Origin of the sequence: Sphingobacterium yanglingense, assembly GCF_004363245.1 — a bacterium.
GTDB lineage: Bacteria > Bacteroidota > Bacteroidia > Sphingobacteriales > Sphingobacteriaceae > Sphingobacterium > Sphingobacterium yanglingense.
In genome coordinates, this window is record NZ_SNYV01000013.1 from 311,438 (window position 1) to 334,225 (window position 22,788).

18 protein-coding genes are annotated in these 22,788 nt (G+C 40.1%); 11 read left to right on the plus strand and 7 right to left on the minus strand.

Going from position 1 to position 22,788, the window contains the following annotated elements:
* The first annotated feature begins 68 nt into the window (after positions 1–68).
* From mqnE to CLV99_RS09700, 3 genes are read left to right on the plus strand one after another with little or no spacing between them, the layout of a single operon-like run.
* Positions 69–1,259: an aminofutalosine synthase MqnE gene (gene mqnE / locus CLV99_RS09690; RefSeq protein WP_133584305.1), complete on the plus strand. Its 1,191-nt coding sequence runs from the start codon at positions 69–71 to the stop codon at positions 1,257–1,259.
* A 9-nt stretch (positions 1,260–1,268) separates the two neighbouring features.
* The gene (locus CLV99_RS09695; protein ID WP_133584306.1) at positions 1,269–1,889 is read left to right on the plus strand and encodes a histidine phosphatase family protein; all 621 of its coding nucleotides are present in this window, start codon (positions 1,269–1,271) and stop codon (positions 1,887–1,889) included.
* Positions 1,889–2,635 (plus strand): menaquinone biosynthetic enzyme MqnA/MqnD family protein, encoded by a 747-nt coding sequence (locus CLV99_RS09700; RefSeq protein ID WP_133584307.1) that lies wholly within the window; start codon positions 1,889–1,891, stop codon positions 2,633–2,635. Before CLV99_RS09695 ends, CLV99_RS09700 begins: the two co-directional genes overlap by 1 nt.
* A gap of 16 nt (positions 2,636–2,651) precedes the next feature.
* Here the strand turns inward: CLV99_RS09700 and CLV99_RS09705 are convergent, their stop codons facing one another.
* The 3 genes from CLV99_RS09705 to CLV99_RS09715 all read right to left on the minus strand — a co-directional run bounded on the left by CLV99_RS09705 (position 2,652) and on the right by CLV99_RS09715 (position 7,446).
* Positions 2,652–5,690, minus strand: coding sequence for an AAA family ATPase (locus CLV99_RS09705; RefSeq protein ID WP_133584308.1), 3,039 nt, complete (start codon positions 5,688–5,690; stop codon positions 2,652–2,654).
* Between the two features lie 6 nt (positions 5,691–5,696).
* A complete protein-coding gene (locus tag CLV99_RS09710) occupies positions 5,697–6,923 on the minus strand; it encodes a metallophosphoesterase family protein (protein ID WP_133584309.1) in 1,227 nt (408 codons plus the stop codon).
* A 109-nt stretch (positions 6,924–7,032) separates the two neighbouring features.
* Positions 7,033–7,446, minus strand: coding sequence for a c-type cytochrome (locus CLV99_RS09715; protein WP_246032729.1), 414 nt, complete (start codon positions 7,444–7,446; stop codon positions 7,033–7,035).
* Positions 7,447–7,771: 325 nt separating this feature from the next.
* Here CLV99_RS09715 and CLV99_RS09720 point away from each other — a divergent pair, with 325 nt between their 5' ends.
* A complete protein-coding gene (locus CLV99_RS09720; RefSeq protein ID WP_133584310.1) occupies positions 7,772–8,485 on the plus strand; it encodes a carboxylesterase family protein in 714 nt (237 codons plus the stop codon).
* A gap of 53 nt (positions 8,486–8,538) precedes the next feature.
* Here CLV99_RS09720 and CLV99_RS09725 read toward each other — a convergent pair whose 3' ends face one another.
* The 3 genes from CLV99_RS09725 to gyrA are packed head-to-tail and all read right to left on the minus strand — an operon-like array spanning position 8,539 to position 13,396.
* Positions 8,539–9,705 carry a tetratricopeptide repeat protein gene (locus tag CLV99_RS09725; RefSeq protein WP_133584311.1) on the minus strand — a complete coding sequence of 389 codons (1,167 nt, stop codon included), beginning with the start codon at positions 9,703–9,705 and terminating at the stop codon, positions 8,539–8,541.
* Positions 9,706–9,729: 24 nt separating this feature from the next.
* The gene (locus CLV99_RS09730; protein ID WP_133584312.1) at positions 9,730–10,827 is read right to left on the minus strand and encodes a tetratricopeptide repeat protein; all 1,098 of its coding nucleotides are present in this window, start codon (positions 10,825–10,827) and stop codon (positions 9,730–9,732) included.
* Between the two features lie 7 nt (positions 10,828–10,834).
* Positions 10,835–13,396 (minus strand): DNA gyrase subunit A, encoded by a 2,562-nt coding sequence (gene gyrA / locus CLV99_RS09735; RefSeq protein WP_133584313.1) that lies wholly within the window; start codon positions 13,394–13,396, stop codon positions 10,835–10,837.
* 486 nt (positions 13,397–13,882) lie between these two features.
* On the opposite strand from gyrA, the gene serC reads away from it, so the two are divergent.
* From serC to CLV99_RS09770, 7 genes are all read left to right on the plus strand, one after another.
* Positions 13,883–14,950 (plus strand): 3-phosphoserine/phosphohydroxythreonine transaminase, encoded by a 1,068-nt coding sequence (serC, locus tag CLV99_RS09740; protein WP_133584314.1) that lies wholly within the window; start codon positions 13,883–13,885, stop codon positions 14,948–14,950.
* A gap of 106 nt (positions 14,951–15,056) precedes the next feature.
* A complete protein-coding gene (locus tag CLV99_RS09745; protein WP_133584315.1) occupies positions 15,057–16,004 on the plus strand; it encodes a D-2-hydroxyacid dehydrogenase in 948 nt (315 codons plus the stop codon).
* Between the two features lie 276 nt (positions 16,005–16,280).
* Positions 16,281–17,597: an aspartate kinase gene (locus tag CLV99_RS09750; RefSeq protein ID WP_133584316.1), complete on the plus strand. Its 1,317-nt coding sequence runs from the start codon at positions 16,281–16,283 to the stop codon at positions 17,595–17,597.
* A 23-nt stretch (positions 17,598–17,620) separates the two neighbouring features.
* The gene (gene lysA, locus CLV99_RS09755; protein ID WP_133584317.1) at positions 17,621–18,778 is read left to right on the plus strand and encodes a diaminopimelate decarboxylase; all 1,158 of its coding nucleotides are present in this window, start codon (positions 17,621–17,623) and stop codon (positions 18,776–18,778) included.
* A gap of 267 nt (positions 18,779–19,045) precedes the next feature.
* Positions 19,046–19,516, plus strand: a complete 471-nt coding sequence (locus tag CLV99_RS09760; RefSeq protein ID WP_133584318.1) for a hypothetical protein — start codon at positions 19,046–19,048, stop codon at positions 19,514–19,516.
* Between the two features lie 192 nt (positions 19,517–19,708).
* The gene (locus CLV99_RS09765; protein ID WP_133584319.1) at positions 19,709–19,975 is read left to right on the plus strand and encodes a hypothetical protein; all 267 of its coding nucleotides are present in this window, start codon (positions 19,709–19,711) and stop codon (positions 19,973–19,975) included.
* A gap of 139 nt (positions 19,976–20,114) precedes the next feature.
* Positions 20,115–20,846 carry a YggS family pyridoxal phosphate-dependent enzyme gene (locus CLV99_RS09770; protein WP_133584320.1) on the plus strand — a complete coding sequence of 244 codons (732 nt, stop codon included), beginning with the start codon at positions 20,115–20,117 and terminating at the stop codon, positions 20,844–20,846.
* Positions 20,847–21,301: 455 nt separating this feature from the next.
* Here the strand turns inward: CLV99_RS09770 and CLV99_RS09775 are convergent, their stop codons facing one another.
* A complete protein-coding gene (locus CLV99_RS09775; protein WP_133584321.1) occupies positions 21,302–22,669 on the minus strand; it encodes an NAD(P)-binding domain-containing protein in 1,368 nt (455 codons plus the stop codon).
* Positions 22,670–22,788: the final 119 nt, after the last annotated feature.

The following is a 22,788-nucleotide window of genomic DNA, read 5'->3' on the forward strand; positions in this document are numbered from 1 at the left end:
GATATTTTGCGCGGGATATTGGTGAATACGCAGCATTTTAGGTAAGTTTGAATTAGAAGAAGAGACACATGGATGCGAACAAAGAGCTTGATTTTTTAATCAACAGTGAATTAGATACCGACTTAAGAAGAATAGCAGAGAAGGTTGTAGCCCAAGAACGTATTACTTTTGAAGAGGGAGTAATGCTCTACGAAAAAGGGGAACTGAATTACCTAGGTGTTCTAGCGAACTATATCAGAGAGCGCAAACATGGAAACCGCACCTATTTTAACAGAAACTTTCATATTGAACCTACCAACGTATGTGTGTACGATTGTAAGTTTTGTTCCTACTCACGGTTGATCAAACAACGTGATGAAGGCTGGGAAATGGATGTAGAAGGTATGATGGATGTGGTTAGGCGTTATGATAATGAAGCCGTGACCGAAGTGCATATTACAGGAGGTGTAGTCCCTAAACAGAATTTGGAGTTTTATGCTGACTTTTTTAAGAAGTGTAAAGCCCATCGACCTGATCTGCATATCAAGGGATTAACTCCGGTTGAATACTATTATATCTTTAAGAAAGCCAAATTAAGTCATTACGAAGGGATGAAATATCTTAAAGAGTGTGGCTTGGATTCGATGCCTGGAGGAGGAGCGGAGATTTTCCACCCAGAGGTACGGGAGAAAATAGCACACGATAAATGTACTGCTGAACAGTGGCTGGATATACATACGCAGGCGCATGCATTAGGGATGAATACGAATGCGACGATGCTCTATGGTCATATTGAAGAATATTGGCATAGGGTAGATCATATGGAGCGCCTGCGCCAATTGCAGGACAAAACGGGAGGGTTTCAAACTTTTATACCTTTGAAATTCAGAAATAAGGACAATCAGATGTCTGGTATTCCAGAAGTTTCGGTAATCGAAGATTTGAGAAACTATGCTATTGCTCGTATCTATCTAGATAATTTTGATCATATCAAGGCTTATTGGGCTATGATATCCCGGGATACAGCCCAACTGTCTTTGGCCTATGGGGTCAATGATATCGATGGGACGCTAGACGATACAACGAAGATTTATAGTATGGCTGGGGCAGAGGAACAGACGCCAGCAATGAGTACACAACAATTGGTGGAGCTGATTCGAAATGTAGGACGCCACCCGATTGAAAGAGATACCTTGTATAATGTCGTGACGGATTACAAGGATGTGGTTTTTGAAGAGGATAAATCCAAACGTTACTACGCTTTACCCGTAGTGAATTAAGCGAATATATTGAAGAAAAGTTTCTATTTTATAAGACACGGACAGACTGACCTTAATCTAAAAGGTATTGTGCAGGGGAGGGGAGTGAATTCTCCGTTGAACGCAAACGGTTTCCAACAAGCTGAAGCATTCTATGATGCTTATAAGGACGTAGATTTTGATAAGATTTATACTTCTACGTTGCTACGTACACATCAAACTGTCGAGCCATTTAGTGTTAAAAACATTTCAGTAGAGCAGCTGGAAGGACTGGACGAGATTAGCTGGGGGATATATGAGGGGCAGGAGCAGAACGAAACCATTATGAAAGGTTTTGAAGAGCTGGTGCAGGCTTGGCGTAATGATGAACTGGATGTCCGGGTCGAAAATGGAGAGTCTCCTAATGAGCTTGTCGTTCGGCAAAGACAGGCTATAGACTATATGCTGACGAAAACGGACGAAAAAAAGGTACTAGTGTGTATGCACGGACGTGCATTACGTATCATGCTATGCCATCTTACGAATGTTCCCGTTCGTCAGATGGATGATTTTCCACATACGAATACGGCGTTGTATGTTGTGGATTATGAAGATGGTCTATTTTCGATATCGGATTATTACAATACAGAACATTTGAAAGGATTATTATAATGAGTAAAGTAAGGGTTTCGGCTGTTAGCTATACCAATACATTGCCATTTTTGCAGGGGGTCAAGGCTTCGTCTGTAATGGAGATGATTGAGTTGAGTGTAGATTACCCCGCAGAATGTGCACGGAAGGTGATTACGAATGAAGCAGACTTGGGGATTATACCCGTGGCGGCATTGTTGAAGGTAACTGATCCGATGATTATTACGGATTATTGTATCGGTTCGGATGGAGCCGTGGATTCTGTTTTTATCTTCTCGGACAAACCTATAGCGCAAATCAAGTCGCTTCGTTTGGACCTACAGTCGCGAACATCGAATGGATTAGCTCGTATTCTTTTGAAATATTATTGGAAAAACCAAGTCGATATTGTTTGGGAAGGCGATGCTGACGCTTATGTTTTGATCGGGGACCGTACTTTTGGAAAGAAAGAATCCGTACCCTATGTTTATGATTTAGGGCATTTTTGGAAGGAACTGACGGGCTTGCCTTTTGCATATGCGGTATGGGTTGCGAATAAAGAATTGCCTGTAGAATTTGTGGAAAGATTCAATCAAGCATTGGCGGAGGGAGTAGCCCATCCAAAGGATGTCATAGCGGAATTGCCACACTATCCAAATTTTGATTATGAGTTCTATCTCACGAGGAGTTTGGATTTTAACTTGGATGATCGCAAGAGACAGGCTATAGCGAAGTATCTCGAACTTTATAAAACTTTAGAAGAAATAGAAAAAGCTCCTATAAAATAGGAGCTTTTTCTATAAGCTAGTTATGGGTGATCTGGCTCCCTTTTTCGAGGTCTTTTGTGACAGATACCGATCGCGGAATGCGTTCTTTCAACTCGTCAACATGGGATATTATTCCTACAACTCTGTTTTCATGATGCAGATACTGTAAGGTATCAAAGACGGTATTAATACTCTCCGCATCCTGTGTGCCAAAGCCTTCATCAATAAAGAAAAAGTTTCGGTCAGCTTTGTTGAGGGACTGGATATTTTCGGCCAATGCTAAAGCTAAGCAAAGGGAGGCCTGAAAACTTTGGCCACCTGAAAGTGTTTTGACAGATCGTTGATGTCCCTCATGAAGAAAGTCGATGACTTCAAATTCGTTACTCTCATTGAGGCATAGGCTGAGCTGATTTTTGGTCAGTCTATGGAAACGTTGGTTTGCAATCTCACAAAGACGGGCTAGATGTATGCTCGAAACATAGTTTATAAACCCATTGCCCTTGAACATATTGTCGAGGGTTCTAAGGTTTTCTTTACGACTATTGAGCTGTTCGTAGGTGGAAAGAAGTGTTTTTTTCTTGCCCAACTCTATGGTAAGACGGGCTAGTTCTTTTTCTAGGGTACCGCTCAACGTCAGCTCTAGCTCAAGTTCTTCCTTCTTGAGTTCATGGATTTTTTCGATCTCTTCAAATACTTCCTGTGAAAATGTACTGTTTTTCATCAATTCCCTTAGTTCGGCTATCCGTGTTTGTAGCGTGTTATACTGCACATAGAATTGTTGTATCTTTTCGCGTGTCTTTAGGATATCGAAGCTTTTTTCCAGAATAGATTTAACAATAGTGATATCTTCAAATTGGAATTCTTTTAACAGGCTATTGATTGTTCCCTGTAATGCTTGCAATTGGGCTGTGAGTGTTATGTACTGTTCGTGGGCTTCTGTATACTGACCTGCAACCGCCGCAAATTGAGTTCGCCTTTGGTTTAGAATTTCATTCCATTCTATATATTGTTTTTCGACGGTTTCAATTTTACGTTCTAACTCAGCGAGGGCTTTAACGAGTGTAGCCTTGCCCGTTTTTTCGTACGACGTATGATCTGCAGTTGTTTTCAGCTGTTGTATATTGTGGCTTATCTTGGCATCGACAATCTTTACCTGATTTTTGAAATCATCCAAAGATTTTTCATATTTAGCCAGATTTTCTTGTGTTTCCTGAATTTGTTTTCGAATGTCTTTGATAGAGTTTTCCTGTTCAAGGATTCTGACTTCTAACTGTTGTGCCTGTTTTTTTTGTGTTTCAAAGCTGCTGCGATTCCCTTTTTCGAAATTGTTCCAGGTAAAGGTACTGTCGTGCATCGAAATCAAATCGCTAATTTCTTTTTCCTGTTGTTTTAAGCCTTTAGTGTCGTTCAACTTGTCTGTGATAAGAACGGTTATAGCCGATACCTTAGCGTATTGCTCTCTAAGTTCCTGATCTAGTTGTGTTAATTTGTCTCGCTCGTTGTTGAGTACCTTTACTTCGAGTACCCAGTCTTCTTCATGCATGGGGGCCGGGTGCTCTAAAGACCCACATAAGGGGCAAGGAGATCCATCATGTAGTTTTAATACATATTGAGAGAGCTCTTGTTTGACAAGCAGTGCATTTTCTTTTTCTTTTAAAAGATTACTCGCTGCAGCAACCTTATCTATCTTGTCTTTGAGTATTTCTTGCCAGTTCGTCTCCGAAAGATTGATTTCTTCGAGCTGTCCTCTATAAGTGGTAAGATCCTGAGTCAACTTAGCGATTTTAATGTGGATGTCTAGGGCGTCTTTTTGTAACTGTTCTTGCTTTTGATACCAATTTTCGACATCCATCAACTCTTGTGTTTGGATTCGCGAGTTTTTCGCGGTGTCAAGCTGTTCTTCTTCTTTTCCAAGTTGTACTGAAAGCTCTTTTTCTTTCTGTCGGGTCTGTTCTATATAAGGAGTACCACGGTCGACACGGCTTTGTAACTCAATTTTTTGTTGTTGCAGATCGGTATTCGTAATCAACAGCCTGTAATCATCTGTTTTTTTTCGGGAGGTAGCCAAGGCTTCGTAATCCTCCTTTATGCTTTCTAGTTGTGATGCAGTCTCCGCTATTTGGGTATTTAGTAACTGTTTGTTGTCTTTGAGCTTTTCTATTTTGATCAATAGTTGCTCTTTACGGGAAGTGATGTCGTGGAGGTTATTGATAGGCTCTCTAAAGTTTTGGGTTACGGATTCGAACTGTTGCAGTTCTTTTTCGTAACGCTGAATCTGCGGATGCTGTAATTCTAGCTCCGCTAGCTGTTGTTCTTTATGGTCAAGATCACTCTTGTTTTCTTTTTCTAACCGTAATGCATGAAGCTGTTGTGCTATTTTTTCAAATTCTAACTTAACGTTTGTCAAGTTTCTCTTTGATTCTATTAGTGAACGTTCCTGTTCTACAATGATTTCTTCGGAAACTTCCTCATAGCCCGTAAGTGCACCTTTAATATGTTCTATCTTTTTGTTGTTGTCGCTCTGGAGTAGGCTGACCTTAGGCCCGAGATCGTATTGGTTTAGAAAGAATATTTCTTTCATCATATCCGATCGCTCTTTGCCTTTGAGTTCGAGAAATTCCATGAACTGCCCTTGCGGGATGATGATCGTACGTCTAAAATTTGGATAGGACAGATTGGTAACTCTGGCACCATCTGCAGACTCTAAGGGGAGCCAGTTGCTGTCTTTCCACTCGTAGGCATACCGCTCGATACTAGTTGTCTCTTCAAATTTCTTTTTGCGCCGCCATTGCGCTACAAAGCGAAACTTTCTCCCTTCAAAATTGAGAAAGTGAAAGTCGATGATCGCCGTATCTGATTTTAAATTGAGCATGTTGTATGCTCTTTTTTCCTGTTTGTTGAGCCGCTCTATTTCGCCGTATAGGGCAAAGCTGATGGCTTCTAAAATAGAAGATTTTCCAGAACCGACTGCTCCAAAGATTCCAAATAACCCACCTTCAGTGAGCTGTGTGAAGTCGACTTCTTGCTTTTTTTGGTAGGAATAAAGACCTTCTAAACTTAAATATATTGGCAGCATAGTAATTTATCCTTCTATATCTTTATTTTGTGTGAGCACTTCTTTGAATAAAGTGTTGATTTCTTCATTGGGCGCCTGACCGTATTTGCTTTTAAAATAGTCAGCAAATAGGGAGTATATATCTTGGTCCAAGCGGACGGGATTACTGCTATCTGTAGTCTCATGGATACCTGTCAAAACAGGTATGATATGGATTATTCCATCGTGTGCCTCGTGCAGTCGTTTTAGTTCTTGAGACGATAGGTATGCGTCTGTGACCATGGTCAACTCGATGAGTGTATTCGGATTTGTAACAAGCCAGTTTACCGCTTCGTCTACAGAATTGAATTTTTTTCGATGAAGCTTTCGCCCTTTTATTAGACTGATTGGGGTCAACTGCACCCGTTGTTCGGGTTCAATGTCTATAAGCACTACTTTTTTCGTTTGACCGGCTTCGGCAAAAGAATAGGAGAGAGGGGCGCTAGAGTATATGACAGGTGCATGGTGCCCCGGTATGCGTTGGTAACGGTGTAGGTGTCCCAGTGCGGTGTATTGGATGGTATCTGGTATACCATCAGTATAGGTGATATCGGCATTGCCTATTTTAATTGGCTTCTCACCCTCAGGTTCTTCTAATAACTCACCTCCGCGTTCCATCATATAGAGGTGCGCTGTGAGTATATTGACCCCTTTGTGGTCACAATATTGATCTGCCAATGTTTTCCAATGTGCGCTGAGCCACTGGTTGAGTTGATTAGATTTGTCTTCAATCCCTAGAAATTGCTTGAGCCGTATCTCATTGGCATAAGGCGTCGTAAGCAAACGTACGGGATAGGGAATATGTTTGAGCTGGATCTCCAGGAATCCATGATCTGTTTTAGTGATTCGAAAATGATCTTCACTGGCAAATGGACTAATCAATGCATTCGGATAACCGATAAAGATAATACCGCAGGCTTTGGCCAATGGGTCGGCCGAGTCTATACGGTCTGGCGAGTCGTGGTTGCCAGCGATTGCAATCACTGGGCGTTTCCCATTTGCTGTAAGTCGTTTTAGGGTGTTGTATAAAAGTTCTGTAGCTTCTACGGAAGGGTTGAATGTGTCAAAAAGATCGCCAGCGACAATCACTAGGTCTACTTCTTGTTGTTCAGTAATTTGGCATATTTCATCTAAAACCTCCTTTTGTTCTTCCAGTCTCGAAACAAAATCAAGACGTTTTCCTAAATGCCAGTCAGCGGTGTGGAGTATTCTCATGGATATAAACCTGTATTTAATTTTTTAATGTCCTCTAGAGATAGGACCTCTTTTTATAGAGGAAAAATACAGATTTATATCCGAAATAGTAGTTAATAAATGTAAAACTTTAAGGTTGTATCGATACGGTTTTAGGTTCTTTGTTCCCATTATGACATGTTTCGCACGTAATGTTTTGAATAACACCCTCGTGTTCATGCTTGAAATATTTAGTGTTTATTTTTTTTGTCATCTTCATCATTTCCCGAGCGATGTTTTTATGAGGATTTGAATCGCTGGCGAAATCTAAGCCTTTTTCTCCATTGGGTTTTGCCGCATGACAATAGTTACATTTTACCCCTAAGGCAGTGTTAAAGCCCTTCATGACTGTCTCTAAGTCTTCATGTGAGATGTTTTTAGGAAGTACTTTTAGGTTTTTTGGACCATCGGACTGAACTTTTAAGGGAGCATCTGTAAAAGCGCTGATGGTAAAGACTACGGTCATAATACCGGATAGAATAAGGAGTTTTGAACGATTTATCATGGTTATTTGTATTTTGCTATAGGCAATATAACAATTTGTTTCTAATTGTCATAATAAAGTCATACAAAACGAACTCATATTATTACTTGTCGTCCTGTTGAGTAGCTAATATTTAAAGATTGGGAAATGACGTTTTGAAACGTCATGATGGTTTTATAGCTTTGCGCTCTTAATAAGCGACAACGTAATTTATGAAATATCCATGCAGCAGAAACTACATAGATACGAATGACTGCGAAGCTGCATGCCTTCGATTTGAAATAAGAAATAGGCATAATATACTTTGGATATTCCATATGACCGTTAAAAGACAAATTATTTACATATGAAAAAGAGCCTTTTTATAGTGTTATTATTTATCTGTCCGATGATCCAGGCTTTCTCGAAGGATATAACACCGATAAAGAATAAAACAGCCTACGATTTTTTGTTACGGTTACCGGAAAACTATGAAGAGACAGGCGCAAAGCAACCAATTTTGGTCTTCTTACATGGAAAGAGTTTGTCGGGTACTGATTTGGCCAGAGTAAAGCGCTATGGTGTTTTGTATGCTATGGAAAGGGGACACGATATTCCGGGAATTATTGTCGCACCGCAGACATCCAACGGTTGGAATCCTGATCAGGTAATGGAGGTGATCGACTACGTTCTTTCTAATTATAATGCAGACAGTTCGAGGGTGTATGTATGTGGAATGAGTATGGGAGGTTATGGGACGATGGATCTCGCTGGGAAATATCCAGATAGAATTGCGGCTGCCGTGGCTATTTGTGGTGGTGGTACGCTTGGATATGCTTGCAATCTGACACAAGTCCCCTTATGGATTCAGCATGGGAACCGTGATAGGGCAGTACCGCTATCAGAATCAAAAAAAATGTTTAATGCGATCAAAAAATGTGACAGTGATGCAGATGTTACGTTAACAGTTATTGCAGGGGGGACCCATGGTAGTGTGGAGCGATTGTTTCATCAGGATGGAATCTATGACTGGTTGTTTTCCTATAAGAAGTCGATCGGAGATGAAAAGGCTATAAAATAGAAGAAGGAGGTATATACCTCCTTCTTCTATTTTATAGCGCTAGATCTGAGGATCTACAGTGCATCAATTTTTGCTTGAATAGCTTTTCCTTTATCTTCTTGTTGAAGGAAGTCATAAAGACCTTTTAATCCTTTTAAAGCACTTTCATTTTTAGGGTCGTTTTCAACAACTTTTAAAAAGTGAGCTTCTGCAGGTTTGATTTGCTCTTTCAGTTCATTGATTTTTGCAGTGAACTGATTGTTAGATAGACTCTTGTCTTCATTTACTTTTTGGAGCTTTTCGCGAATACCATTCATCAATACAACACCCGCATTTAGATTTGCATCATTATAGTTAGGGTCGATCTGTACTGCTTTTGTGTAAGCTGCATATGCTTTATCCGTATCATTATTAGCACTATGTGCAATTCCTAAATAGTAGTACAGATTTTTGTTGTTTCCATCCTTGGAAATCTGGTTTTCAATCTCGCTGATAATTTTAGCCTCGTTACCAACAATAAGGTTCAACTCTATATTCTGTACAACAGCATCGTTCTCATTCGGATACGCTTTTGCTGCCAATGCAGCATACTCTAAAGCACTTGTAGTGTCTTTGAGTGATAAGTAGAGTTTCGGTAAGTCTACCATTACAGCTTTGTGCTGTGAGTAGTCTTTTTTATCAATAAGTTGCTTATACTTATCAATACCGTTTTTGTAGTCGTTGTTCTGTATAGCTGCTAATCCTGCATAGTAGGTTAGGGTAGTGTCGCCAGGCATATAGTTCAGAGCTTTGCTAAACGAGTCGTAAGCAGCTTGATACTCTTTTTTGTCCCAAAAACCAACACCATGATTGAAATTAAAAGAGTATAGGTTCTGTTCTGCCACTCCAAGGTTTGAAGCATTTTTATTGTCTTTGTCCAACTCTTTCGCTTTGGCTATCGCCTCAGCCGCTTTTGTCGCGTTTTCTTCGCTTTTTTCGTCTACTGCCAAACTTGCATAAACCAATGAATAGTATGTCCACGTCTCGGCTAAATCTTTGGTCTTTTCATGCACAGAAGCAGCATCAATGGCTTCCTTTGCTGTTTTTAGGAATGATGTTCCTAATTGGGCAGAGCCAGTGCTTCTCAACTCTTCATATTTTTGAATGTTGGAGGCGGCTTTCTTCAGGTTGCTCGATTGCGCAAATACGGTAGTACCTGCTGTGACCATCGCTGATAAAATTATTGCTTTTTTTAAATCCATATCTAATTCTAAATTATACTATTTTTAATTGTTGGAAAGCTGATTCAGTAATACATTGACCCGATCCAATTGGTCGTCATCGTCAGCCGCTTCATAGTACATTGCTAATCCCTTTAGCGCATTGATTGCGTAGGGCTGTATACCATTGGCTTTTAAGAGATAATCCTGCGCACTATATTGTGCTTCAAGATTGTCCTTGTCTTTCAAAAATTGATTCAAGAAAATAAGTCCCATCGCAAGGTTAGCGTCGTAGTTATTTTCATCGAGTTCTATGATTTTGGTGTAGTACTTCTTCGCCAAATTGATGTTTCCTCCATTTTCATTCGAAAATCCCGCCAGGTAAAGCAATTCTACATTTTCGGGTTCGTATTTAATGGCCTCATCAATAATTGGTATGATAGCTGCATAGCGCTGATAATCCGCGTAATTCTGAATCAACAAAAAGAGAATCTTTTTGTTGTCCATAAATTTATTTCTTGCAGCCTGCAGCGTATTGAGATAAAGCTGTGGTTCTTTCTTTGTATTGTATAATGTCGCGAGAGCCAGATATTTTTGAGCATCAGCATCGGTGGTTTTGATGATCTGACTGTAGTAATTTATAGCATCATCTGTTTTCCCTGCCTGTGCAGCCAATAGTGCTAGGTTATTTAAAACATCCTCGGATTTAGTACCAAGCTGTTCTACCCTTAAAAAACTGTTATAGGCTTTTTCATAATCCTTCGCTTCTATTGCTTTATTTGCTTTGTAAATATAAGCTGCCGTAAGATTTTGATTTACATAATTAATTTCACTTTCAAAGCCGCCTTTATCCTTATGCTTTAATTTTTCTATTGCAGAAAGTGCGATGTCGATTGGATCTCGATCTGTCTTTATTTTTCGGGTAGAATCTGCGTAGGCAAGTGAACTATAGACTAGCGCACGAAGGATGTTGTTCTTTGAAGATAAAGAGTCTTTCTTAGAAGCAAAAGTGGCATCACTGAATTTTTTTGCACTTTCCAGTTGCTTGATGTCACCCGTCTGTGTATAACGAGCAAAACTGTTGGAGCCCTCTTTATGATTGGATTGGGCTACAACAGTTGCGCTTAAACTTACTAATAATAGGGAAGCTATTATTGTTTTCATGTTTTAATTATTCTGTTTCGTCAGTCGCTGAATCTTCAACATCTTTAGTTTCAGAAGTGGCATCAGAATCTACGTCAGATTCTTCACCCTCTTCTTCCTCTTCTCTTGCGACTTTTGTAATCGATGCTATTTCGTCTGTCTCTTTCAGTGTTATTAGGCGAACTCCTTGTGTAGCACGTCCCATGACACGAAGTGAGTCTACTCCGATACGGATTACAATACCTGACTTGTTAATGATCATTAAGTCATCATTGTCCGTAACACCTTTGATCGCGACAAGTTCTCCTGTTTTTTCGGTAACGTTGATTGTTTTGACCCCTTTACCACCACGGTTGGTAATACGGTAGTCTTCAATATCTGTACGCTTACCATAGCCTTTTTCAGATACAACAAGTACACTAAGTTCTGAATTATCCACACTAATCATGCCAACAACCTCGTCTGTAGTGGTGTCTAGTGTAATTCCACGTACACCAGTAGCAGTACGGCCCATTGGGCGGACGGTGGATTCGTTGAAACGAATAGCACGGCCTGAGCGTAAAGCCATTACAATCTCGCTAGATCCACTTGTCAAACACGCTTCAATCAGTTGGTCTCCTTCATTAATATTAATAGCGTTGATTCCATTTGCACGTGGACGTGAGTAAGCCTCTAAAGATGTTTTCTTAATGGTACCTTGTTTAGTACACATGATAATGAAGTTGTTCTCTAGGTACTCCTGGTCTTTCAGGTTTTTAACTAATATGTATGCTTTTATTTTCTCATCTTTCGGAATATTGATGATATTCTGTAAAGCTCTACCTCGTGATGTTCTACTACCTTCTGGAATCTCAAACGCTCTTAGCCAGAAACAGCGACCTGTTTCGGTAAATAGAAGCATATAGTTGTGGGCGGTAGCAGTGATGATGTGCTCTGTAAAATCTTCATCACGGGTATTGGAACCTATCGCTCCTTTACCACCACGTCCTTGACGTTTGTATTCAGTTAAAGGGGTACGTTTGACATAGCTGTTGTGTGATATCGTGATTACGATTTCTTCATCATCAACAAAGTCTTCCATTGTCATGTCTTCTGCTGAATGGACAATGATAGATCTGCGCTCGTCTCCGTATTTTTCTTGGATTTCTAAGAGTTCGTCTTTGATAATTTTCATACGAAGACCCTCATCAGCAAGTACTTCTTTCAAGTATTCGATTGTCTTCATCAATTCTGCGTACTCTTCTTTTATTTTATCACGTTCTAGTCCGGTAAGACGACGTAACGTCATGTCTAGAATTGCGCGAGCCTGTAGGTCGGATAGTCCGAACTTTTCCATCAATCCTACTCTAGCGTCCTCTGGAGTATCTGAACTACGGATTAATTTGATGACCTCATCCAAGTGGTCTAACGCAATCAGATATCCCTCTAATATATGGGCACGTTTTTCAGCTTCGGCTAGTTCGAATTTAGTACGGCGTACAACAACATCATGACGGTGTTCTACAAACTCGTGAATCATGTCTTTTAGATTCATCAACATCGGACGGCCTTTTACAAGGGCGATGTTATTGACTGAAAAAGATGATTGCAAAGAAGTATGTTTGTACAGGTTGTTCAATACTACATTGGCGTTGGCATCACGTTTTATTTCATAGATAATACGTACATCACGCGTTGACTCGTCTCTAATCTCCGAAATACCTTCGATTTTTTTATCATTGATAAGATCAACCGTACGCTTGATCATGTCTGCCTTGTTGACCAAATAAGGGATTTCGGTGACGATAATGATTTCGCGACCTGATTTTGTCGTTTCAATCTCGGCCTTAGCACGCATAACTACACGGCCTCTACCTGTTTCAAATGCCTCACGCACACCGTTGAAACCATAAATGATACCACCTGTAGGGAAATCAGGCCCCTTGATATATTGCATTAATTCCGGAATCTCGATATCTCTGTTGTCAATATAGGCAGCGATACCTCCGATTACTTCCGTTAAGTTATGAGGAGCCATATTGGTCGCCATACCTACTGCGATACCAGAAGCACCATTTACAAGTAAGTTAGGCACTCGGGTAGGAAGAACAGAAGGTTCTTCTAAAGAGTCATCAAAATTGAGTTGAAAATCAACGGTGTCTTTTTTGATGTCAGAAAGCATTTCTTCTGCGATTTTGCGCAACCGAGCCTCGGTATAACGCATTGCAGCAGGGGGGTCTCCATCCAACGAACCGTAGTTTCCTTGACCATCTACTAATGGGTAACGCATGGACCAACTTTGAGCCATCCGTACCATTGCTTCGTAAACAGAAGAGTCACCATGTGGGTGATATTTACCTAAGACATCCCCAACAATACGAGCTGATTTTTTATAAGGTTTGCCCGAGTTTACTCCGAGCTCTTCCATGCCATATAATACACGTCTATGCACGGGCTTAAAGCCATCTCTTGCATCTGGGAGCGCTCTTGACACGATTACCGACATCGAGTAGTCGATGTAAGCGGACTTCATCTGGTCTTCGATGTTGATTTTGACTACCCTGTCATGAGCAGGAACTAGATTATTTTCATTTTCTGTTTCTTCAGCCATATTTACCTGGTTTCTGTAAAACTAATAAAGTGCCATTTAATAAGGCACTACGCATGCGAAGATACGATTTTTTTTTCTGAAATTGTCTGTTTTTAATGGACATCAAGAACTTTCATGTCTGTTGGTGATCCAAAGGAATCATGAAAGTTTTTTCTGAAATTCTAGGGCCGGAGAGGGGGTTGGGTTTTTAAAGCGAATAGAATAACGAATCTCAGTTGCCACTGATTTGATTCTCTAATTTTTATTATTGACATAAGAATGCAAACCTACTAGCGAGGGCCTAATGGAGCGATAGTGACTTTGTTTTCTGAAGTAAAGATGTGTAATGCTTTTTTTTGTTATTATCGACTGTTTTTTGTGTGGATATTTTATTAAATCGGCTAAATGATTGATTATTTGGTAATAATTAATTGTTTGTGTTATTATTAATATAAAAAAACTTGTTACATTTGTTCATAATTTCACTTATTACACACAAACAACGAGATGAAACATAATTTTGGTGCTGGTCCTTGTATCCTGCCACAGGAAGTTTTTAAAGAGGCCTCTGAGGCTGTATTAGATTTTAATAATACAGGGTTGTCTATCTTAGAGATTTCTCACCGATCAAAGGAATTTGAAGCAGTAATTGTAGAGGCAGAGCGTTTAGTACGTGAGCTGCTGAATGTGCCCCTGAATTACTCTATTTTATTCCTACAAGGTGGAGCGAGTCAGCAATTTGCAATGTTGCCTATGAATTTACTGCCTGAAGGTGGAAAAGCAGCATATTTGGATACTGGGGTATGGGCTTCAAAGGCCGCAAAAGAAGCCAAGAATATAGGTTCTGTAGAAATTGTCGCATCTTCTAGCGATAAGAACTATAACTATATTCCCAAAGGGTACGCTATTCCTTCGGACGCAGCTTACTTTCACTACACTTCAAACAATACAATTTACGGGACGGAAGTTTTTGAGGTTCCTGCAACGACAGTTCCAATCGCTGTGGATATGTCGTCGGATATCTTTAGTCGAGATATTGATATTCGTGATTTTGATTTGATCTATGCCGGAGCCCAAAAAAATATGGGACCAGCAGGATTGACACTTGTTATCGTCAAAGACGAGATTTTAGGGAAGACGGGACGCACGATACCTACTATTTTTGATTATCAACCTCATATCAAAGCAGGTTCAATGTACAATACACCTGCTGTATTTTCTATTTATGTGGCTATGCTTAATCTTCGCTGGTTGAAAGCTAAGGGGGGCGTAGCGGTTATCGAGCAGGAAAATATCATCAAGGCACGTACGCTGTATGATGAGATCGATCGAAATCCATTTTTCAAAGGAACTGCTGAGGTCGAAGATCGATCACGCATGAACGTAACTTTTGTAATGGATTCTCCCGAATTGGAAGCAGAGTTTTTAGCCTTGGCCAAAGAGCGCGATTTGATAGGTATTAAAGGACATCGTTCGGTTGGTGGATTCAGAGCTTCTATCTATAATGCTTTGAGTATAACTTCTATCAATGCGCTGGTGGATGCGATGCGCGAATTTGAGGATAAACATAAATAGTGGGTAGTTATGGAGTTATCGAGTTGAGAGGTTAAGGAGTGAGCAGTTGAATATGGTGACAAGATTATAGGATAACTCGATAACAAAATCATAAAAAGATAAAATAATGAAGATTTTGGCAAATGATGGGATAGATCCCATCGGCAAGAAGATATTAGAAGAGGCGGGATTTGTAGTTGATACAGTACACATCGCTCAAGAGGAGTTGATTAATAAGCTTAATGGTTATGATGCGGTCACAGTACGTAGTGCTACCAAATTAAGGAAGGAACTCCTTGATGCCTGTCCTAACATTAAAGTGATAGGTAGAGGTGGGGTCGGGATGGATAATATTGATGTCGATTATGCCCGTTCGAAGGGGATTACTGTGGTGAATACGCCTGCAGCTTCGTCACACTCTGTCGCGGAATTGGTTTTTGCCCATCTACTGAATGGAGTGCGCTTTCTGTTTGACTCGAACCGGAAGATGCCTGTTGAAGGAGCTACCAATTTTGGAGGTCTAAAAAAAGCTTATGCAACAGGAACAGAATTGAAGGGCAAGACTCTTGGCGTAGTTGGTTTTGGCCGTATTGGAAGGGCTACTGCGCAAATTGCGTTGGGATTGGGTATGGATGTAGTCTACTACGATTTATTTCAAGGACCTGTGTCTTTGACATTGAGTCTGTCTGGAGGTGTAGAGGTGGATTTGGCCGTTCGTCAGGTTGAATTGGAGCAGCTGTTTAAAGTTTCTGATTTTATTTCGTTGCACGTCCCATTTTTGGATAAACCGGTGATCGGTAAAGAAGAGTTTGCGTTGCTAAAAGATGGTGTTGGGTTGGTTAATGCATCGCGAGGAGGCGTTATTGACGAATTGGAACTGGTAGAGGCTCTGAATTCAGGTAAAGTTGCATTTGCTGGATTGGATGTTTTTGAAAACGAACCGACTCCACGTGAAGCATTATTGACGCACCCTAAAGTATCACTGACTCCGCATATCGGAGCAGCGACGGATGAGGCTCAAGAACGTATAGGCGAGGAACTCGCCTTATTGTTAATCGAAAGTCTGAAGAAGTAAAGCTTCCGCTAAATAAATTTTATGCGGCACATACCTAAAAGGTTTCTGTGCCGCATTTTTTTTGCGATATACTATAAAGTGGGTAAGAGTATAGTTAGGATTGTAATTATGATATTTTCATTTTTTCAATATTAAGAATGAAAAATTCGCATAATATTCGGGCTAATTGGGTATATTCACGCTCTAAAACAGATTGTTACTGTTTTTTTTAAGGTGCGAGGTTCTGTGGATTGAACCTTTTGAAATATAATATAAAGTTAAAAGTGTAATTACTTCATGAAAATTCTAAAATTCGGTGGTACTTCCGTAGGAAGTGCAGCACGTATCAAAGGGTTGTTGGAAATCGTTGACCCTAACGAACGTCAAATTGTGGTGTTATCTGCCGTGTCAGGTACAACTAATGCTTTAGTAGAAATTGGACAAGCTTTTCTTAATAGGGATAAGCAGTCTGCCAAACAACTAATCGATGCGCACAAGGATAAGTATGAAGAACTTATTAAGGAGCTCTTTACCACCGAAGAAGGGCTTAAGAAGGGGAAGCAGCTTATTGACCATCATTTTCATGTGATAGCATCTTTTGCGAATAATGAAGTGTTTACGCCGACAGAGGAAAAAGTGATTTTGGCGCAGGGTGAATTAATGTCTACGACACTTTGGCATTTTCACCTAGAGGAGATTGGTGTTCCTTCGGTGTTGCTTCCAGCGCTGGATTTTATGAAAATCGATGAGGATAATGAACCTGTTGTAGACTATATTACACAAAAAATAACTCCCTTATTGGAAGCTCATCCAACTAATAAATTATTCATCACTCAGGGATTCATCTGTCGAAATTCCTTCGGTGAGGTGGATAACCTACGTAGGGGAGGATCTGATTATACAGCATCCTTAATCGGTGCTGCAGTACAGGCTGAGGAGATTCAGATCTGGACCGATATTGATGGGATGCACAACAATGATCCTCGTATTGTAAAGAACACATCGCCTATCGCACACCTTTGTTTTGACGAAGCAGCTGAATTAGCGTACTTTGGGGCTAAAATACTGCATCCACAGAGTGTATTTCCCGCACAGCGTTATAATGTGCCGGTCCGCTTACTAAATACGATGGATCCTACTGCGCATGGAACATTGATATCCAAAGGTGGTTCTGAAAAGGGAGTCATTCGTGCGATCGCTGCGAAAGATAGTATTACAGCAATACATATACATTCTTCAAGAATGTTGTTGGCTTATGGTTTTTTACGCAAGGTATTTGAGATATTTGAGCGTTACAAGACACCAATTGATATGATCACTACGTCGGAGGTAGCAGTTTCGTTGACAATTGATGACACGAGCAATCTTTTGGAGATTATTAAGGAAGTGGAGCTTTTTGGTAAGGTGGGGGTTGATGAGGGGCAGACTATTGTTTGTGTCGTTGGAGATTTTGGAGCTAATACACACGGCTATGCAGCACGTGTATTGGATGCGGTCAAACATTTGCCGGTCCGTATGATATCTTATGGAGGTTCGGATTACAACGTATCTATACTGTTAGATTCGAAGCATAAGATTGAAGCATTACGCTCTTTACATAATAGGTTGTTTTAAATATTTAGAATAGAATAGAAGGCATGTTTGGAAATAATGAATTATTAAATCTTTTCACAGGGCAGGAGACACCATTTTATTATTACGATTTAAAGCTGTTGAAGCAGACGCTACATGAAGCCAAAGTAGCAGCAGACAAACGTGGCTTTCATGTACATTATGCATTGAAAGCAAATTTTAACAGTAGGGTGCTCGCTGTGATTCAGGCTATGGGATTCGGTGCAGATTGTGTGAGTGGTAATGAGGTGCAAAGATCAATCGATACAGGATTTGCTGCTGATAAAATTACATTCGCTGGTGTCGGCAAGTCTGATAAAGAGATTGTGATGGCGCTAAAGCATCGAATCTTTGCCTTCAATGTGGAGTCTATTCAGGAACTGGAGGTGATCAATGAGCTGGCCGGACAACATGGTGAACGGGCTAATGTTTCGTTGCGGATTAATCCCAATGTTGACGCGAATACCCATCATTACATCACTACTGGACTTGATGAAAATAAGTTTGGTGTTCCGAATTCCGAATTAGAGAAGGCGGCAGCGGTAATCAAGACTTGTGCGCACATTGACCTCGTGGGGCTTCATTTTCATGTGGGATCCCAGATTACGGATCTTAATGTATTCAAAAGTCTCTGTGTGAAGGTCAATGAATGGAAAAATTGGTTTGAAGAACGTGGAACCTATATTCGGATAATTAATGTTGGAGGAGGTCTAGGTGTGGATTATAATAATCCGGACGGTAATCCAATAGCAGACTTTGAGGCTTATTTTGATGTGTTTGATAAGTTTTTAGAACGGAATGCACAACAAGAGGTACACTTTGAGTTAGGACGTGCTTTGGTGGCACAGTGTGGTACCTTGGTTAGCAAAGTGTTGTACACAAAAAGCGGAGCAAAGAAAAACTTTTTGATCCTTGATGCAGGAATGACCGAGTTGATGCGTCCAGCGTTGTATCAAGCGTACCATAAGATAGAGCGAGTAGGGGAAAGTTCTACTGAAGAACAACTTAATTATGATGTAGTGGGGCCAATCTGCGAAAGCTCGGATAGTTTCGGTAAGGAAGTGTTGCTCCCGGTGAGTAAACGTGGTGATTTGATTGCAATACGGACTGCAGGTGCATACGGTGAAGTAATGGCTTCAAATTATAATCTGAGAGATGAGATACGCTATCTGTACTCTGAATAGACTATTGTTTTTAAGGAAGCCTCGTTAGTATTTTTAACGAGGCTTCTTTTTTTAACCGAATATTTTCTTTGTTTTAGTGTATCGAAATGTTTTTTTGTTCGTTATATATCTAGTATATAAGATGAAAATATCTTGCTGTATAGAACATAAAAGTGGAATTATCCAAACAAAATATGAGTTACAGTTGTATGTTAGGTAGGGATTGTTTTGAAGGGAGGTACGATTGAGGTTTAAAAAGAGATTAAAAATTAACAAACAATAAAAAACATGAAAAAAATATCTTCAGTATTAGTGTTGGCATTAGCCCTATTTGGAAGTTGCTCAAATCCATCTAGAGTAAAGGATACGGAGAAGCAAACGCAGACCCAAGATGAAACTAAAACAGTGTCGGTAGAATTTGTAGGTGATATGGCCATCAAGAAGGCAGAAGGAAAAGTCGCCCTTTATGCTGTGTCGGAAAATATCGCTGACGTTCCTGCGACATTAATCATGGAAGAAAAGATCGATCAGTCGAAGTTGCCATTTACGGTTACATTTAAACTACCAGCTAATCATGAGCAACTTATCAAACCTGCTGTCAAAGAGGGAGAGCCAATTAAATATTATGTTTCTCTCGATTGGGACTCTAATGGTGATGGTCAGTCTGGGGCTGGAGATGTAGCAATTGATTATGATGAAAAATTCCCTAATGTGGTGATCGGAGAGACTACACAGGTTTTTGTCCGTGAATCAAAATAGGGTTGGAGATCGCACTTAATAAAACGAAGTGCACTGAAATAGATAGAATATAAGAAGAAATGTACTATGTAGCTATACAGGTATGTTTCTTCTTTTTTTTTACCTAAATATGAGCAGTAAGGCAGGGGATACCATAGTGAAGTTGTGTAACTTTGAAAGCAGATTAATTATCCTTCATAAATTTATATACATATGCATACAAGAGAACTCAAAGTGTCAATAAAAGTTAGTGCCCCTAAGAGTGTAATAGATAGTACGGACGGACCTTATTTTTATAATATTGGATTTGAAAAGGAGGAGTTCGTTGCAAAGAATGAAGTTGAAAACGGTCTTGAAGCTTGGTTTGAAGGGTTTGAGTTGATTACTAGAACTGGCGAAGCGGCTGTCGATGTGTCTGACGAGGAACTCGTGACTGCGAAGTTGCATTATACCGTTCTGGTGGAAGGAAAATCGAAGTAGCAACACGGTTAGTCTGGACTATGTTTTTTTTGTAAAACTGTAGGGGCGGTCTCTTCTGTCTCCGATTTACCTTTGTGATACAGTAAATAGTAGAAGCGCGTGATGACCCTAAGGTCATCAGGTTTTAATTTTGATGCAGATGAGCGAAATAATCAGTAATTTAAACGGTATCCTCCGAAGGATAGAGATAGCATGTCGAGATAGTGGTCGTGATGTTAGTGAGGTAAAGTTGCTCTTAGCGACAAAAACAGTTCCGGCCGATCGTATTATAGAAGCACTTCGGGCGGGACAGACGCTGATTGCTGAAAATAAGGTTCAGGAGATCAAGGAGAAATATGAAGAGCTACAATCGGTGCCACATACCAGTCATTTTATCGGACATCTGCAGTCGAACAAGATAAAGGATATTTTGAAATATAATATCACTTGTATACAGTCTCTGGACCGATTGGATGTGGCAGAAAAACTGCAGCAAAGACTGGAGTATGAAAAACGGAAGATCGAGGTGTTGATACAGGTGAATACTTCTGGCGAACAGAGTAAGTTCGGAACACATCCTGATCAAGCGGTCGATTTGGTGCGGGAAGTGGCCCAATTTAAAAATATTGAAATCAAAGGCTTGATGACAATCGGTTTGTTCAGCGCAGAAACAGAAAAGGTAAGACCCTGCTTTCAATTGCTGAAAAGTATACAACAGGAAGTATTAGCACAAAATATAGCGGATGTGTCTATGCAAGAGCTGTCTATGGGAATGAGTGGGGATTTGGAAACTGCGATTGAAGAAGGGGCTACAATTGTACGGGTGGGGACTGCCATCTTTGGGCAGCGTATTTATGCGGATAGCTACTACTGGGACGAGACCAAGGCCTAAGCACTGTTCTTTAGGATTTTTCTATCTGTTGCCTTTTTTTTGAAATTAAAATAACTGCCCAGAATAGAAGAAGGGTCACTATGGTTGCGATCAAACTTGTTGTAAAAATCGCATTGATGTTTACTCCAGGGTTTAATATAAATAGCGAAGAAAAAGCAACTATAAAATAAAGTATACCAGATAGAACGGTTTTCATATTATATGTTTTATTCTTGTTTTGAATGTTCTTAAGCCTGTTTTTTTTTACATAGATGTATACGTCGTAGGCTTAATGAGGTTGTGTTTTCTAAATCCTGTCAAACTAATTACTCCTATAACGTGATTCTTTGGAAATCGCGACAAATTACATTAAAATTTTATGGAGATATTTACGGGTTTCCGTAAAAAATGCAGAAGAGATATATACTTGTAGATGGGGCATGGGAACGCCATCTACAAGCATTTTTTTGTATAGTTTAAATTGCTTCAGCTTTTTCGACGTTTTCTTCGAGATATTTTTCTAAGCTGTCATCCATTTCGTCCATCCAAGCGGTATGATGAGGGATAGCTTGTGTGCCATCCATTACGGATTTGTATACTTGATCACGATAGTTCAAAATGTTGTTTTCTTTGTCCTTAAGCCAACTTTTGAACATAGCAGAAACTTTATCCACATTAAAGTCGGGATAGTCAGTCAGCCCTATGAGTTCCTTGATATAGTCCGTTTGAAAATCAACATGTTCAGCACCCGTGTTAGTTTGCTCTTCATAATCCATCCATTTTTTGATGTCTTCTGTACGGTTCTCTTTTCCTGGAATCGAAATTCGGCCCAGCATATAGTCGCGGGCAAACCAGGCCTGCGTGTCAAACATGTTGAAGGTGTAATATTGATCCTGCATACCCAAATAAAGGAGGCGTTCATTATGATTGAATACCACGCCTTTGTAAAGGTCGTCTGGATAAAGTCTGTTTTTCGTTTTTAATCTCAGGTCATCCGGTAAAAAGGGGAATTTATGTTGATAGCCTGTACACAGGATAACAGCATCAAACTCTTCGGAAGAGCCATCTTTAAAGCAGGCTTTAGAACCTTCAAAATGTGTCACAAGAGATTTTTCTTTGATTCCTTCTGGCCAATTACAGCCTATAGGATTACTACGATAGGCTATAGTTACCGATTGGCTTCCATGTTTGTAGCATTGTACACCAATGTCTTCCGCCGAGTAACTGCTTCCTATCAAGAGTAGGCGCTGATCCTTGAATTGGTCTGCACCTCTAAAATCATGGGCGTGCATTACTGCTCCCGGGAAATCTTCAATTCCTTCAAAATAAGGGAAATTTGGAGTAGAAAAATGACCTGTACCTACCACCAGGTAGTCGAAGTATTCTTCGAAAGTCCGATTGTCCTTTAGGCTATCAAAAACTACTCGAAACTGCTGCTTGTCTTCGATATAATCGACCCATCTAGCTACCGTATTGAACTGTATGTAGTTACGGGCATTACTTTGGTTGATTCTACCTTGTATATAATCAAAGAGAACTTCTCTAGGAGGGTAGGAAGATATAGGTTGGCCGAAGTGTTCGGAAAATGTATAGTCTGCAAATTCCAGACATTCCTTAGGTCCGTTAGACCACAGGTATTTATACATACTCCCATGAAGGGGTTCTCCGTATTTTCCTACACCGGTACGCCAGGTGTAGTTCCACATACCGCCCCAATTATCTTGCTTTTCATAACATCTAATTTCTGGGATGGGATTACCTTTTTTCTGTTCCGATTCAAATGCTCGTAGCATGGCTAGCCCACTCGGGCCAGCGCCAATAATACCAACTTTAAAATTTGTCATATAATACTATTAATAATAAAAATTTAAGTCGCCTCATAGAAGCAACCGTGTTAAGTTCTAGAAAACGAATCTTTAGATTCAAGACCATTCCGAATAAATCCGAAATGCAACAGAAGAAA